14 protein-coding genes and 1 pseudogene are annotated in these 13872 nt (G+C 43.6%); 1 reads left to right on the top strand and 14 read right to left on the bottom strand.

Translation table 11 applies throughout. The annotated features are described in order from the left end of the window. Positions 1–156: 156 nt before the first annotated feature. The 6 genes and pseudogenes from AC0L13_RS18175 to AC0L13_RS18200 form a co-directional block, all read right to left on the bottom strand. On the bottom strand, positions 157–957 hold the full coding sequence (locus AC0L13_RS18175; RefSeq protein WP_473642109.1) for a hypothetical protein: 801 nt from the start codon (positions 955–957) through the stop codon (positions 157–159). A gap of 25 nt (positions 958–982) precedes the next feature. Further along, on the bottom strand, positions 983–1174 hold the full coding sequence (locus tag AC0L13_RS18180; protein WP_473642111.1) for a hypothetical protein: 192 nt from the start codon (positions 1172–1174) through the stop codon (positions 983–985). Positions 1175–1284: 110 nt separating this feature from the next. Beyond that, positions 1285–1704 carry a GyrI-like domain-containing protein gene (locus AC0L13_RS18185; protein ID WP_473642113.1) on the bottom strand — a complete coding sequence of 140 codons (420 nt, stop codon included), beginning with the start codon at positions 1702–1704 and terminating at the stop codon, positions 1285–1287. A gap of 47 nt (positions 1705–1751) precedes the next feature. Further along, positions 1752–2109 (bottom strand): annotated as a pseudogene (locus AC0L13_RS18190) (VOC family protein). A gap of 9 nt (positions 2110–2118) precedes the next feature. Beyond that, a complete protein-coding gene (locus tag AC0L13_RS18195; RefSeq protein WP_473642115.1) occupies positions 2119–2862 on the bottom strand; it encodes a GyrI-like domain-containing protein in 744 nt (247 codons plus the stop codon). A 60-nt stretch (positions 2863–2922) separates the two neighbouring features. Further along, positions 2923–3801 carry a DMT family transporter gene (locus tag AC0L13_RS18200; protein ID WP_473642118.1) on the bottom strand — a complete coding sequence of 293 codons (879 nt, stop codon included), beginning with the start codon at positions 3799–3801 and terminating at the stop codon, positions 2923–2925. A 138-nt stretch (positions 3802–3939) separates the two neighbouring features. Here AC0L13_RS18200 and AC0L13_RS18205 point away from each other — a divergent pair, with 138 nt between their 5' ends. Beyond that, positions 3940–4689: a DUF3888 domain-containing protein gene (locus AC0L13_RS18205; RefSeq protein WP_473642120.1), complete on the top strand. Its 750-nt coding sequence runs from the start codon at positions 3940–3942 to the stop codon at positions 4687–4689. Positions 4690–5118: 429 nt separating this feature from the next. Here the strand turns inward: AC0L13_RS18205 and AC0L13_RS18210 are convergent, their stop codons facing one another. From AC0L13_RS18210 to AC0L13_RS18245, 8 genes are all read right to left on the bottom strand, one after another. Further along, a complete protein-coding gene (locus AC0L13_RS18210; RefSeq protein ID WP_473642122.1) occupies positions 5119–6576 on the bottom strand; it encodes a carbon starvation CstA family protein in 1458 nt (485 codons plus the stop codon). 130 nt (positions 6577–6706) lie between these two features. Then, positions 6707–7441, bottom strand: a complete 735-nt coding sequence (locus AC0L13_RS18215) for a LytR/AlgR family response regulator transcription factor (protein ID WP_473642124.1) — start codon at positions 7439–7441, stop codon at positions 6707–6709. Then, positions 7438–9177, bottom strand: a complete 1740-nt coding sequence (locus AC0L13_RS18220; protein WP_473642126.1) for a LytS/YhcK type 5TM receptor domain-containing protein — start codon at positions 9175–9177, stop codon at positions 7438–7440. Before AC0L13_RS18220 ends, AC0L13_RS18215 begins: the two co-directional genes overlap by 4 nt. Before the next feature lie 137 nt (positions 9178–9314). Beyond that, positions 9315–9737 carry a PhoU family transcriptional regulator gene (locus AC0L13_RS18225; protein WP_473642128.1) on the bottom strand — a complete coding sequence of 141 codons (423 nt, stop codon included), beginning with the start codon at positions 9735–9737 and terminating at the stop codon, positions 9315–9317. A 14-nt stretch (positions 9738–9751) separates the two neighbouring features. After that, positions 9752–10759 (bottom strand): NAD(P)H-dependent flavin oxidoreductase, encoded by a 1008-nt coding sequence (locus AC0L13_RS18230; RefSeq protein WP_473642130.1) that lies wholly within the window; start codon positions 10757–10759, stop codon positions 9752–9754. A gap of 259 nt (positions 10760–11018) precedes the next feature. Continuing rightward, positions 11019–12167: a PstS family phosphate ABC transporter substrate-binding protein gene (locus tag AC0L13_RS18235; RefSeq protein WP_473642132.1), complete on the bottom strand. Its 1149-nt coding sequence runs from the start codon at positions 12165–12167 to the stop codon at positions 11019–11021. Between the two features lie 101 nt (positions 12168–12268). Then, entirely contained in the window at positions 12269–12973 is a 705-nt protein-coding gene (locus AC0L13_RS18240) for a hypothetical protein (RefSeq protein WP_473642134.1), read from the bottom strand. After that, entirely contained in the window at positions 12973–13776 is an 804-nt protein-coding gene (locus AC0L13_RS18245; RefSeq protein WP_473642136.1) for an ATP-binding cassette domain-containing protein, read from the bottom strand. Before AC0L13_RS18245 ends, AC0L13_RS18240 begins: the two co-directional genes overlap by 1 nt. Positions 13777–13872: the final 96 nt, after the last annotated feature.

Genomic DNA, 13872 nt, shown 5'->3' on the forward strand with positions numbered 1-13872 from the left:
CATGCAGCTCATTAAATTCCTGAATTCTGTTCACTCTTTTTTTCCTCTCTAAATGGATTGAACCCATTTTAACAAGTGATCACCCTCCTTTTCGTCCTCAATCTTGCTCTTATGGTCTGTATTTATAAAATTATTTTTCGCCTTCAGATAGCTTTTCTACACATCCAGCCAAAAGAAAAAAATCATCACATAAGACAGCTTTTCCTCTGGTGAAATATGCACTCCAAAGCTAACATGCTCATGATGGGCTGTGCTTTGGAATGCAGGATATGCCGCATATGGAAACAACCCAAAGCGATAAGATGCAGTTCTCCTGTCTTCCTCATCTGCTACATCGATATCGCCCGCCATATTTTTAGCTTCTAGCTGTCGCCATACTGAACCATCTGCCCGATAAAGGGTACCGCGATTTTTCGTTACCGATTTTGATAGCTTTTGTATGTAATATCCGATGACCGTGCCATCCGGTTTCTTTAATGTCAACGTAAACTGTTTCACATTGTTCTTGATATGAAATGTTGCAATTGGCAGCCCTTCCATTGACAATATGTCATATTCGATGGGAAACACCCTTCCTTTTTCAAACATCGAGAAAAAGAGAAGGCCATTGCGAACTCGTCCTTTTGTAGGTTGGATTTGAAATAATGGTTGTCCGTTATGATCGACATGGTACGTTTTTGGTAGCAACGACGGTACTCTTTTCAAAATCAATTCCCCAACACTCTCCATATCCCATTTACTTTCAACCACTTCAGGGTCAACCATCTTTTCATATGCATATTTGAAATAAAATCCCGCACAAAGCGCAGCCAATCCACCAATCCCTATCTCCAACAAAACATCGCCATTTATGGAGAAGCCCTTATACCAAATGAAATAATAAAGAATGAAGAATAGGATTAATCCTATACCGCCGATGAAACCGGCAATTGACGTCTTTCGATAAATTTCTTTCATGATGTCACTCCTGTCAAATGCTGCTTTATTTCTTCAGGAATTCATTCTCCAATTCCTTTTCAATTTCTTCGTCGCTAATTGTATCTTCTTCTACTACTTTTTCTTTCACATGGAAATGATCTGAAATCAATTTTAATTGATTTCTAATTTTTAATAGACAATAAACCACATTCAATAAAAGTAAGTTGATGAGTATCAGAAGTATTATTATCCACATGTCAACATCACTCCCCGTCAACCGTTTACTTCTATCTACGTTACGAAAACCATTTGGATTCACAATTGGAGTATAAGTAAAAAAAGACCTGGCAAAAGCCAGATCCCGCATTACTCTATCGCCACCCAAACTTCCGTCTCATACCCGTCGGAACCAATCGGATGAATGTATCGTTCAAATCCATAACTATGTCTAAGCTTTACATCTGGATTGCGCAACAATGCATCAAAAGCTACAGGAATCGCTTCGACTCCGCCTTCGACCTTTGCGACGATGAATTTCCCTTCCGGAATCGGCAATTCCTTCACATCTATAAAACCATCAGCCAATTGTGCATCAATACCCGCCAAGTAATGAAAGTTGCCATTCTCCATGCCTAACGTAATCCCGAAAGACTGTTCAGGAACAGCACCATTTTCACGGATGATTCCATTCAATTTTCCCCATAGCTTCGGAATCTCTGTAACTGCCCCATTCATTTCATAGCCTTTGACTGTAAATTGCTCTACGTATTCGATTCGTGTTTCCACTTCATTTCCCCCTTTGTTTTCGGCTCTGAATAACTTGACTGTAATAGCTATTTTCCAACTAGCACAAAAACATTTTTGTCAGGTGCTTCCATTACGGCTACGTGTCCACCAAGAGTATTTGGAAACGGTGTGCGAATCCATTGAACCTCTTGATTTGATTGTAAAGCCTGGTATGTCTCCCGAACATCATCAACGATTATTTCTATTTCAGCAAATTTTAAATCAGGATTATTTTTCAGCACAAGTTCTGAGACCATCAGGAAACTGCATTCCAATAAGCGCCCATTTCTTTTCTTCATCCTGAAATGTCTCCCAAGTCTTCTGTAACCCTAAGGATTCGTAAAATACGACTGACTCCTCAATGTCTTCAGTATAGACTGCAATACATTCAATTCTTTTCCACATTATGTGCCCTCACTCGATCGGCATCCAAATCTCGATGATATCTTCCGTAGCCCCGACAGGATGGATATATCGCTCGAAGTCATAGCAATCCCGCAGTTGAATATCATCCATTTGAATGATGTAGTCATACGTAGCCGGGATGCCTGGAATTCCGCCTTCCACTTTCGCAACGATAAACTTGCCAGGTGGAATGACGACTTCTTTCGTGTCAGGGAACTTTTCCGTCAACTCTTCTTTCAGCCCAGCGATATAATGGATGATTTCATTTTCCATCTTTAGGCAGACGCCAAACGATTCTTCTACGACGACATTGTTCTCATTAATTTCCTTGATCAATCGATCCCATTCAGCTGGAATTTCAGAAACAGGACCTACCACCTCATACCCTTTTACTGTAAACCCTTCGCTTTCCACAATACGTGTTTCCATTTCCTTCTCCCCTTTTGTTAGTAATTGATCGATTCCTTCCATCTTCCCATGCAGCTCATTAATTTCCTGCTCAATTTCTTTTTTTCGATTCATCAACAACCGATCCATTTGGTCATCTCCTTCCCGCAAAATATCAGAAAGGGAGACGCCGAAATTCCTCAATGTTTTGATTCGCACGAGCTGTTGCTGTTCCTTCTGTGAATAAAACCGGTATCCCGATTCTGGACTTACATAAGCAGGCTGAACGAGTCCGATTTCCTCATAATATTTGATCGCCTTCGTCGTCAGCCCGACAAGATAGGCCGTTTTTCCGATCGATAACATAGCTCCCCTCCCTTTAATCCAACTATAAACCTGCCTCCAAGGGACAGGTCAACAAAAACTTTATAATTGAACTCGACTTCTTTTAGCCAAAAAACTTAACTTTGTTTCCGATAAAATAATCGCAGCGAGTATCAAAACAGCCCCGATTCCCATCTTAAATGTAAGAATTTCACTCAACAGAATGACGGAAAAGACCATTCCCCATAATGATTCCGTCGAAAGGATAATTGCAGCCTTCGTTTCGGTAATGAATTTTTGTGAGACGGTTTGCAATAAAAACGCGATTGTTGTCGAGAAAATGCCTAAATAGAGCAAAGACGTCAATCCTTCCGGCTGCATGCTGAACGCCATCTCGCCTTTCATTAATACGACGATGAAGCCAATGACAGTCGCCGTCACCATCTGTACGATTGTCAGGACGATTGGATCTTCCTGTTTTACGAATTGAGCTGTATAGAAAATATGGAACGCAAAGCCAATCGCACAGCAGAATGACAGGAAGTCCCCAATATTGATGCCTGCTGACCATTGAAGAGACAAAACCGCCACGCCAAACATCGCTAAAAATGCACCAAACACTTCAAACAAATCCAGTTTCCTTCGATAAATCGCTAGCCCGATAAATGGTACAATGACCACGTTCACCGCTGTCAAAAATGCATTTTTCGATGGCGTCGTAAATTGGAGGCCGACTGTCTGCAACGCAAATGCTATGTAAAGGAAGACACCTAATATAGCCCCTTTGATCAATGCACTTTTTGATATAAACTTCAATTTTTTATAAAATACCGTACATAATAACACGGCTCCAATTAGGAATCTTCCTGCTAAAATTTGATAAGGCGTATAGGAATCCAATGCAACCGCACTTCCAACAAATCCGCTCCCCCAAATGATCGCTGTTAGCAGCAATCCGATTTCACCATAATATTTCCGCATAGCATCCTCCAATACCTGTTTTTCAATTGCATTTATTATAGCTCAACCGACTTCATGGAAGGCGATTTTTTTGTATAACGTATCGTTTCATTCACATAGGAAAACATAAGCATAAAACCCGGTTAGGAGGTTTCCCGATTGAAACTTTTGCATTTCATAATTCCGATCCTCATGACTTCGATGTTTATTCATCCTCTTTCGTCCAAAGCAGAACAGTCAACCAATGACCAACAATCCATCCAAGATGCGTTGCTAACAACACTCCAGCCATATATATCGGAAGGAATCATCGAATATTACGGCTACGACAAATCGTATGGATTGTATGATGCGAAAATAGTGAGCATCCAGAGGGAGGAAAAAGGCGGATTTTCCTTCACAGTGGAAGTTCAAGTAAACACTTTCGAGACAGCAGAAAATCCGCCCTACGGCAAGGAGACATTGCAATTCGGGATAAGTCCGAAAGGTATCAAACTGCTCGACTTTGCGCATGAAGGCGATGATGAAGAAAAGAAAATCCAGAAGTTTTATAAAGAAGTGCTAATCGATATTAAGCAGTCGTTCCACTTGAATTTATTGCCTTACGAGCGATACGACTACAACCAATTGCGCTATAAGGCCGAAAAACAAAATGATTTCAATTCACTAGCACATATCGCAGAGGAAATTGTAATCAACATTCTCAGCACAGAAATCCAACCGCCTTATAAAAATGTGATCAATCCGGTAACTTTCGTTAAAGGCAATGATGGCTTCATCCTGTTCAAAAAAGCGGATGGGACCAATTTTTATTACAAAGTTCTCAAGGAGAATGGCATTTGGAAAGTCATTGACCAAGACAGCGAACAAGGGAAAAAGATGGAGTACGACTTGCTTTGGTATATGTAAAAAGAGGCGGCCTAGGCCGCCTCAGCCTGTTGACAAACGCTCGCATCCGTTGTTGCGGCCTATAGAAAGTAGGTCATGCATCCGTCGCCGCAGGACGCGGCGCTCTTAGGATGCCTTCCTTAATCGCTCGTCCGCTCATGAACCTGAGTTGTATTCGCGTCTTCGCTCAACTTCGCGCGGGCTCGCAGGATGCGAGTCATGCAACCGTCGCCAATCGAACGGCGAAGGGTTCGATTTGCCGTATTTCTGCGCTCTTAGCAGAAATTAAGGCCCCTTTAGGAAGTGGCGATCTAGGTTGCCTTCCTTGACAAGCGTTTTCAATCAGGCTGAGGAAATCCTTATTTATGGAATATCTCATCAAAATCGAGTGTAGACAAAGTCAAAAAACGACTTTGTCTACACTCTAAGCGGCTCTTGCCGCCTCTTTATTTAGTTTGTCGTTGCACCTTTCCAATGTGAAATGTCTTCTTCCAACGGAACTTGTGCTGCTCTTGCCCGCACTGCAGCGAAGAAGAACAGGACGACAAGGAAGAGCGAAATCACCGTTGCCCCTATATACGCGACATTCATCGGCAATCCGAAGCCGATTGTCGCATTCAAAATATACGTCATCGTCGCCATCAACATGAACGTTCCCGGAATGAGTGCCACCCAGTAATTTTTCCGTGCAATGAACAGATACATCGCTCCTACGAATAATGCGATAACGGCTGTCGATTGGTTCGCCCATGAGAAGTACCGCCATAGAATGTCAAAGTCGACTTGCGTCAAAGCAATGGAGATGACAAACATCGGTACAGCAATCCACAGACGGCTCGCTATCTTCACTTGAGGCTTTTTAAAATAATCCGCGATGATCATTCGTGCGCTACGGAAAGCCGTATCGCCGGAAGTGATCGGAAGGATGATGACACCGAGAATTGCAAGCGTTCCACCAACCGCGCCCAACATCATTGTTGAAGCTTCGCTGACGATCAAAGCTGGACCGCCTGCAGCTAACATTTCACTCAAGCCGCCATACCCATTGAACAGCGCCATTCCCGCCGCCGCCCAAATCATCGCGATAATTGCTTCTGCAATCATCATGCCATAGAAAATCTTGCGTCCCTGACCTTCTTTTTGCGTCGTACGTGAAATGATCGGTGATTGTGTCGCATGGAAACCTGATAATGCACCACATGAAATAGTTAGGAATAAAAGTGGGAAAATCGCCAATTTGTCCGGGTGCATATTAGCAAATGTCAACTCAGGAATGCTAACCCCTTTGACGACCATCATCCCGCCTACCCCAACCGCGCTAATAATCAAAAGTGCACCGAAAATCGGGTAGAAGCGGCCGATGATCTTATCGATCGGCAATAGTGTCGCAAGAATATAATAAGCAAAAATAAGTGCAACGATGATGCCCATAGCCATCCAGCCGTTCATCAAGTTATACAACAATCCTGCAGGAGCGGAAACAAATACTGTTCCGACAAGTACCAACAAGAGAATTGCGAAGGCATTCACGATATGCTTCATGAATTTTCCTAAAAATTTGCCTGCAAGCTCAGGCAAATGCGCCCCACGGTTACGGATAGAGATCATTCCCGTCAAATAGTCATGGACAGCACCCGCGAAAATTGCTCCAATCACAATCCAAATGAACGCGATTGGTCCATAAAGCGCGCCCATAATCGGACCGAAAATTGGACCTACTCCTGCGATATTCAACAGCTGAATTAACGAGTTTTTCTTCGTGCTCATCGGCACATAGTCTACTCCGTCCCCGCTCGTATACGCAGGTGTCGCGCGATTGTCTTTCACTCCAAACATCTTCTCGATGAATTTGCCGTACGTGAAATAACCGACAATCAATAAAACAATACCAAATAAAAATGTAATCATCTCTCATTCCCCTTTCTAAATGACAGCGGTTTCATTCAGTTTAAAGGAAATGTTCTAAAAACGGATACTTCTATCACAAGATGCCTAAATCGTAGATTGACATGTAGGATAGGCGATATAACATGCAAGTTTAGTAGAGCTCAAGCCGTTGCCGCAAATCCCGGACATAATTCCGACTAACAGAAAGCTTCTCGCTCCGACCTTCGACTTCCAGCTGATAAGCACCGTTAAACCAAGGCGTCAGCCTTCTGACATGCGATAGGTTGACGAGGTAGCCTTTATGGATACGGAAAAACGAAAACGGTGTCAATTTGCTTTCCAACTCCTTCAGCGTCATCCGCAACTCATACTCCCTTTTCAATGTTATTATTTTCGTCACTTTTTCGTTGCGGAACATATAGAGGATTTCATGGATTGGAATATAATCGATTTCCCCATCCATCTCGATCGCAAGCTTCCCTAAATGCCATGCTTTCTCTGTGCTTTGTTTCGGCATCAATTTTTCCTGGATCCGAACGATGGCTTGCTTCACTTGTGCCTCATCGTACGGCTTCAGCAAATAATCTACCGCATTGATACGGAAAGCTTCAGCCGCGAATTGCGGATAAGCAGTCGCAAAAACAATGAGGGGTACTTTCTTTAATTCCATCAAGGCTTTTGCCGCATCCATCCCGTTCATTTTTGGCATTTCCACGTCCAAAAACAGAACGTCGGGTTGAAGTTGAATTGCTTGCATGATGGCAGCCTCCCCGGAATCCGCCTCGCCGACGACTTGGAAAATAGGCTGTTGTTCAATTAAATAGATCAATTCCTCCCTCGCATATCGTTCATCATCCACGACAATGATACGAATCTTCCGGTTCATCTGACCACCCCCATTTTCGGTATTTGGAAAGATATTTCCGTACCGTTCTCGACTTCGCTTTCAATATGCAATGCTGCCTCTTTTCCGAATGTCATCATTAGTCGCCGATTTACATTGTAAAGCCCCATTCCCGTACCTGTTTCGGATTCAATTTGATGGGCACATAGAAGAGGGAGCCTTTCTTTCGCAATCCCCATACCATTGTCTTGGACAAGTATACTGATCGCGTCTCCTTCATCTTGAATGTTCACTTGCACGATGCTGTTTTTCTCCATGTCTTTAATGCCATGCTTGATGGCATTTTCGACGAGTGGCTGCAACGTGAGCGGAGGAATCGTTTCGTGGAGGATGGATGGATCTACTTCGATGCATACTTTCAATTTATCAATGAAACGAGCTTCTTCGATCTTCAAGTAGGCTTCAACATGGGCAAGCTCCTGTTCCAAAGTTATTTTCTCTGCAGTCGTCCCTTCAAGATTTTGACGGAGAAAATAGGAAAGCGATGTAAGCAACCTTCTCGCTTCATCCGGATTTGTCCGTATTAAGGAAACGATGATATTCATGGAATTGAATAGGAAGTGCGGGCTGATTTGTGCCTGCAATGCTTTGATTTCCGCGTCTTTTGCGAGCTGGAAGGATCTATCGGCTTCTGCAATTTCAAGTTGATTACTCAGAAGGGAACTTAGCCCTGCAATCAATTCGATGGTAACGTTCGTAATGGCCTTTTCAGAAGGATAATAGAGTTTTAATGTCCCGATCGTTTCGTCCCGCAATTTTAATGGTGCAATGACCGCAGCCCCTAACGGACAATCATCCTGGACGCAATGAATCGATTCTTCATTGGCGATGACTAGTTCTCCATGTTGGAGTACTTTCTTTGTAATATACGTCTGGAGTGGGCTTGACGCTTGGTGATGGTCATCCGCCATCCCGACATGGGCGAGGATTTCCGTCTTATTTGTCATGGCGACAGCACTCGGTTTCAGTTCACGGAAAAGAATATTGCAGACGGCGAGGGCTGTATCCGAATTCATCCCTTTGCGCAAATAGCCGATTGTCTGATCGGCGATCCGTAAAGACTTCTGGGCCTGGATGGCAGTCGCTTTCTCTTGGTCGCTGATGACATTATAGACAATGAGTAGGAAAAGGGCTGTACCTATCCCGTTCGCAAGAATCATCGGCAACCCGATCGTCTGGACTAAGGAAAGTGCCTTTTCAAACGGCTCGGAAATTACTAGGATAAGACCCATCTGCAACGTCTCCGCAAACGCTCCGATCCCGAAAGCGGCTAGTGGCTTAATATGCTTTCCGCGTTTGTAAAATGCGCTTGCCAATATTCCGGAAATAATCGTTGAAACGCCGCATGAAATAGCCGTAAACCCGCCGAGCGACATCCGGTGGATCCCAGCAATCAACCCAGCGCCGATGCCAAGCCGATACCCTCCTAGCAGACCTGCGACGACAATTCCGATGACCCGCGAATTCGCAATTGCCTCATCCGTCGTCAATTCGATGGAAACACTATTGAAATGAAGTGTTTGCGTATTGAACGCCACCCCGAAATACGTGCCAATGATACCAAAGAATCCGAAAAACAGGATGGCCGTCATCTCCTGCTTTCGGTCCAATGAATCTTGGTGAACCATATTTTTAAAGAAGCGGAAGCGCGTCAAGATGAACGCCACCGCCACGATCGTCCCCACTCGCTCCAGCATGATCACAAGCAAATCCAACATTGTCATTCCCCCAGCAACTTGTGATATTTGATGTTTAGTATACTTCAAAGCGAGGGTTAAATCATTATTTTCTGTTAATTAAATGAATAAAAGCATGAACCCGACCAGTATCGAATCCATGCATGCTTTTCATCCATTTACATTTTTCGCTCTTGTGTTGTCCCATCCGGATTGACTTGATACTGCCAAAGTTCTCCGTCGGCTCCCCGGTAAATAAACAGATACATTATCGCTTCATCATCCACGAAATTTACGTAGAGCTGATACTCGACATCTCCTTCCCGTATGGCGTCAAATGGAACGATTTGTGTACTCACTTCATATTCAAAGCCATCTTTCACCTTATCGTACACCCATACTTCATTCGACTCAAAATCCCCTTCTCCAGAGAAATAGTCATCCCCAAAGATTTCCTCTAATTCACTTTTGGATAGGCCCACTTCCGCATGTGTTTGAATGAAATCTCTGGTTATAGCAGGGTTCGAATCCAACTCACCGATTTCTTTTGAACATCCGACCAGCAACACACAAAGACATAACGATAAAAGAAATCCCTTCATTTCACACCTAGCCTCTATTCAATAAACTTCCCGACAATTTCCTTCATCGTCCCGCCAACTGTTTCGTGAACACTCTCCCCCGCCCATAGCGACATGAATTCAGGTTTGCCGAGTCTTGCCGCTTCGCTCCTAATTTTCTTCGTCAAGTCGTTTTGGTATGGATAAGGGGCAATCGGGACGCTATCCGTCATTTCAATAAACTCGTTGCGGATGCCTCGTGCCGTTTTACCCGAAAAATTATTTGTTAGTACTGTGCTATTTTCAACTGCATTCAGGACCGCCTTTTTATACAGCGGATGTGCCCCGCTTTCTTTTGTTGCAAGTAGTGCTGTGCCGATCTGGACGGCTGCTGCTCCGCGGAGGAGTTGATAATTCATATGCTCCTTATTAGCGATTCCACCCGCCGCAATGACCGGAATGCTGACCGTCCCAACAATTTCAGGCAGCAGTTCTGCGAGCGGCACAAGCTGTTCGCCGATAAATGAACCGCGATGTCCACCTGCTTCCTTCCCTTGTGCGACGACCGCGTCCATTCCAATTTTTTCTGCAAGCATTGCTTCTTCGACAGTTGTAGCGGTACCAATCAAGAAAACGTTGTGCTTCTTTAATTTTCGGACAACTGTTTCCTCCGGCAAGCCGAATGTGAAGGAACAGATTTTAACTCCTTCTTCGATGACTGCATCTACTTGACCCTCGAATGAAGATTCGGATAGCGGCGTCTTCCAAAAAGGCATGCCAAGCTTCTTGCCGATCGGCTGTAATGCCATATAAGCCTTTCGAAGTTGTTCCTGGTCTATTTCTGGATGTTCCGGAACGAATAGATTGACAGCAAATGCCCTATCCGTTAGCTTCTTCACGTCACGGATGAAATCCTGGGTTGCTTCAGCGGATAAATAGCCTGCCCCGACAGATCCCAAAACCCCTGCTTCCGCAGCAGCCGCCACAAATTCCGGTGTTGTCACGCCCGCCATAGGCGCTTGGATGATCGGATGTTTAATTGCTAACGTTTCTGTAAAGGTCATGATTCCACTCTCCTTTTTTCATGCCGATAAAACAAATACATGATCACTAAGGGGATAATCGAGCACAGCGCAACTAGTTTAAATGCATTATTCGCTCCGAAAAAATAATAGGCGATCGGTAAAGAATTAAAAAAGCTAATGAGCAATGACGTTTTTGACTTGGTGAATAAGCCAAAAAAGAATGATAGAAAAGATATAACCAATGAAGCTTGCCAAAGGGCCACCATCAAGTTCATGCAACTCCTTCCTCTTAATCCGTTCACTTACTGACCGGAACATACCCCGTCTTCTCGACGATTTCCTGCCCTTCATCCGACAAAATCCAATCGATGAAAGCTTCGACATGTGGATTGTCGCTTCCTGCCGTCACGGCGTAAATTTCATTCGTAATCGGATACTCTCCTGACCGGATCGTGTCGACGGTAGGTTCGACACCATTCACAGCAAGCAGACGGATTTTATTGTTTTTCACCATTTGCGTCGAATAGTACCTGAATGTGTAGCCGATTGCATTTTTATGGTTTTTATAGTCGGATACTTCACCGATGACCGTGCCCATAAGTGAGGCGACGTCCTCTGTCGGTGGTTTCATGATCGGCGTCAGACCCATGAAATTCTGCAGGGCAGTTTGACTGCCGCTATCTTCGGGACGTTGGAAAGCGCGAATCGGATCATCCTTTCCGCCGACATCTTTCCAATTTGTAATTTTGCCGGAATAAATTGCTTTGATTTCATCCTCCGTCAAGGTTTTCACTGGATTTTTGGAGTTGACGAAGAAAACGAACGCCTCTTTTCCAATCGGTGTAAGCTTCAGGTCCTTGCCAACATTCTTCGCACTGTCTATTTGTGCCTTTGAAGGCGCCGCAGCGAAAATGATATCTGCCCGACCATTGATGAGATTCACATAAGCGGCTCCGGTCCGGCTCGACATCACTTCGCCATTATACGGATCGTATTCTTTTTCCGGATAAACAGCTTGTGCAAATGCTGCGTAAATTGGGTAAAGTGCAGTCGCACCGTCGATAACCGGTAAATCATCTTCGATTTGTATTGATGCCTGCTTATCAAGTTTTACTGCTTTCGTCTTCTCCTTGAACGGCTGATATTCAACTAAATCAACTTGGCCATCACTAATCACCGGCCTCGTCTTGTCATAGATACCAGGGATGGCGTAGACAAACGCGATTGCGAATGCAGCAGACGATCCGATGATGAAGAACTTCTTGTATTTGTACAATTCAAAGCGTGACATGACAGCAAAAGCTCCAATTGCAAGGTAGGCAGCTGCAATAAATGGAATGAGATAGTCCATTCCTGTAAAATACGCCATAAGCGACCCGATTGCAGCAAGCGGAAAGAGCAATGCCATGATGAATAAAACAGATAGAACACCCCAAAAAGTTTGCATGCCATCCCCTCCTCTTACTCTCTCTTTCATCCAGTATACATTATTTCGAATTAAAAAAAGATACTGAATGGTATGATTCCGTCCAGCATCTACATTTTGTCTTATCGCCCTTTCCGATAGAACATTTGGGTTATTAGTAGAAAATAAATGAAGGAATAGAAGACAACCCAAGCGGCATCCGTCCAAAAGTTTTTATCGATCGATAACGCTTCATCTGTGAAATGAAGAAGAATTTGCGACACTGGCGGAAAAGGTAGCAGCAACCATTTAAAGATATTCGCTTTCTCGATAATGCCTTCTTGAGCAATCGAAATAGCGATGACTAGCATTACAGACAACCAGGCAAATCTTTTGGATTCCACTTTAATATTGGAAAAAAACGAACCGACTATAATACCGAAAGCCGCGAAAAAAAGGTGTCCATAAATCGCTAGGCTTATGTGAACAAGCTGAGGTGTCTCTTTAAAACTGTTTATTAGCAACGGATAAACAATCGCTATGAATCCTAAAATAGACGCAATAAGAAAGCAAACAACCCATTTCCCCCATAAATAATCTCTTTTGCTCGGCAGTTGCACAAAAAGTAAATTCTTTTCATTTTCCCCTTCCAAAGCAAAGACATTCATTGCCACCCATGTCATGACTAAGTATAGCGAGATGCTCGTGACTGCATAACTGCTCATGATCGGAACGCCACTATATGTATAGAAAAGAATGAGCCAACCGATGAAAATTGTGAGTGGTGGTATGAATGTCAACGATCGAATATAACTGCTGAATTGATAGCGAATGAACCCCGAAACCATTACTTCAACTCCCTCACTTCCAAAATGGAACAATTTTTCCGCAACAGTTCTCGCAGTACGTGATCACTTGCATCTCCTTCGACTGTGAAGACTGCAATCTTTCCATCGAAGTGCAATTGACTGACAGGAAGGTCTTTCAAATCTTCCCTCATACGGCATTTAACGCTAATCCTCTTTTTCGGTACTGTCTTCCCGATTTGAAGCGTGATTTGCCCGGTTTCAATCTGTAAAACTTCCTTCGCTAAATTAGTAACGAGTGTATCCTCATGAGAAGTGAAAATGATTGGGATTTGTTCTTCTTTCAGCAATTGTATGAGGACCTGCTGAGATTCTGCGTCCAACCCTGTAAGAGGTTCATCCAATAATAGAAGATCTGGTTTCATAGTGAGAGCCTGGATAATGCCTACTTTTTGTCTCGTTCCTTTTGAACATGCTTTAAGGGAAGTTTGCAGAAACGGTTCTAGACTGAATAACTCAGCCAACTTCATTATTTCTTTTTCAAGAGAAGCTCTCGAGCCACCTTGAAAAGATGAAGTCAACAACAAATACTCTTTCACTCTGAATCGCAGACCTTCCGGAAAATGCTCAGGCACATAACCGATTTTTTGAGTACTTCCTATTATTTTTCCACTCGAAGGTTCAGTGATTCCGGCAAAAATTTTAAGCAGCGTGCTTTTCCCCGACCCGTTTTTTCCGCGAATTAATAACCTCGTATCACTAGAACATCCAAGCGAGATATTTTGCAGAATAGGTCTTCCTTCTATTTCCTTGCTAACTTGAATAGCCTCCAAAATGTTAGACATATGCACTCATCCCCTTTGCTTTAGCGCTTAGTCATGTAGTAAAAGTATACAGCATTTGGAAATGGCTGGTCTACGTTCACTTTGTTCGAAGATCCA

The organism is Sporosarcina sp. QA0331, from assembly GCF_055808055.1.

Bases quoted from the DNA above. Each gene is read 5' to 3' on its own strand.
- AC0L13_RS18175 (WP_473642109.1), bottom strand. From the start codon at position 957: ATGAAAGAAATTTATCGAAAGACGTCAATTGCCGGTTTCATCGGCGGT.
- AC0L13_RS18180 (WP_473642111.1), bottom strand. From the start codon at position 1,174: ATGTGGATAATAATACTTCTGATACTCATCAACTTACTTTTATTGAAT.
- AC0L13_RS18195 (WP_473642115.1), bottom strand. From the start codon at position 2,862: ATGTTATCGATCGGAAAAACGGCCTATCTTGTCGGGCTGACGACGAAG.
- AC0L13_RS18200 (WP_473642118.1), bottom strand. From the start codon at position 3,801: ATGCGGAAATATTATGGTGAAATCGGATTGCTGCTAACAGCGATCATT.
- AC0L13_RS18210 (WP_473642122.1), bottom strand. From the start codon at position 6,576: ATGATTACATTTTTATTTGGTATTGTTTTATTGATTGTCGGTTATTTC.
- AC0L13_RS18215 (WP_473642124.1), bottom strand. From the start codon at position 7,441: ATGAACCGGAAGATTCGTATCATTGTCGTGGATGATGAACGATATGCG.
- AC0L13_RS18220 (WP_473642126.1), bottom strand. From the start codon at position 9,177: ATGTTGGATTTGCTTGTGATCATGCTGGAGCGAGTGGGGACGATCGTG.
- AC0L13_RS18225 (WP_473642128.1), bottom strand. From the start codon at position 9,737: ATGAAGGGATTTCTTTTATCGTTATGTCTTTGTGTGTTGCTGGTCGGA.
- AC0L13_RS18230 (WP_473642130.1), bottom strand. From the start codon at position 10,759: ATGACCTTTACAGAAACGTTAGCAATTAAACATCCGATCATCCAAGCG.
- AC0L13_RS18235 (WP_473642132.1), bottom strand. From the start codon at position 12,167: ATGCAAACTTTTTGGGGTGTTCTATCTGTTTTATTCATCATGGCATTG.
- AC0L13_RS18240 (WP_473642134.1), bottom strand. From the start codon at position 12,973: ATGGTTTCGGGGTTCATTCGCTATCAATTCAGCAGTTATATTCGATCG.
- AC0L13_RS18245 (WP_473642136.1), bottom strand. From the start codon at position 13,776: ATGTCTAACATTTTGGAGGCTATTCAAGTTAGCAAGGAAATAGAAGGA.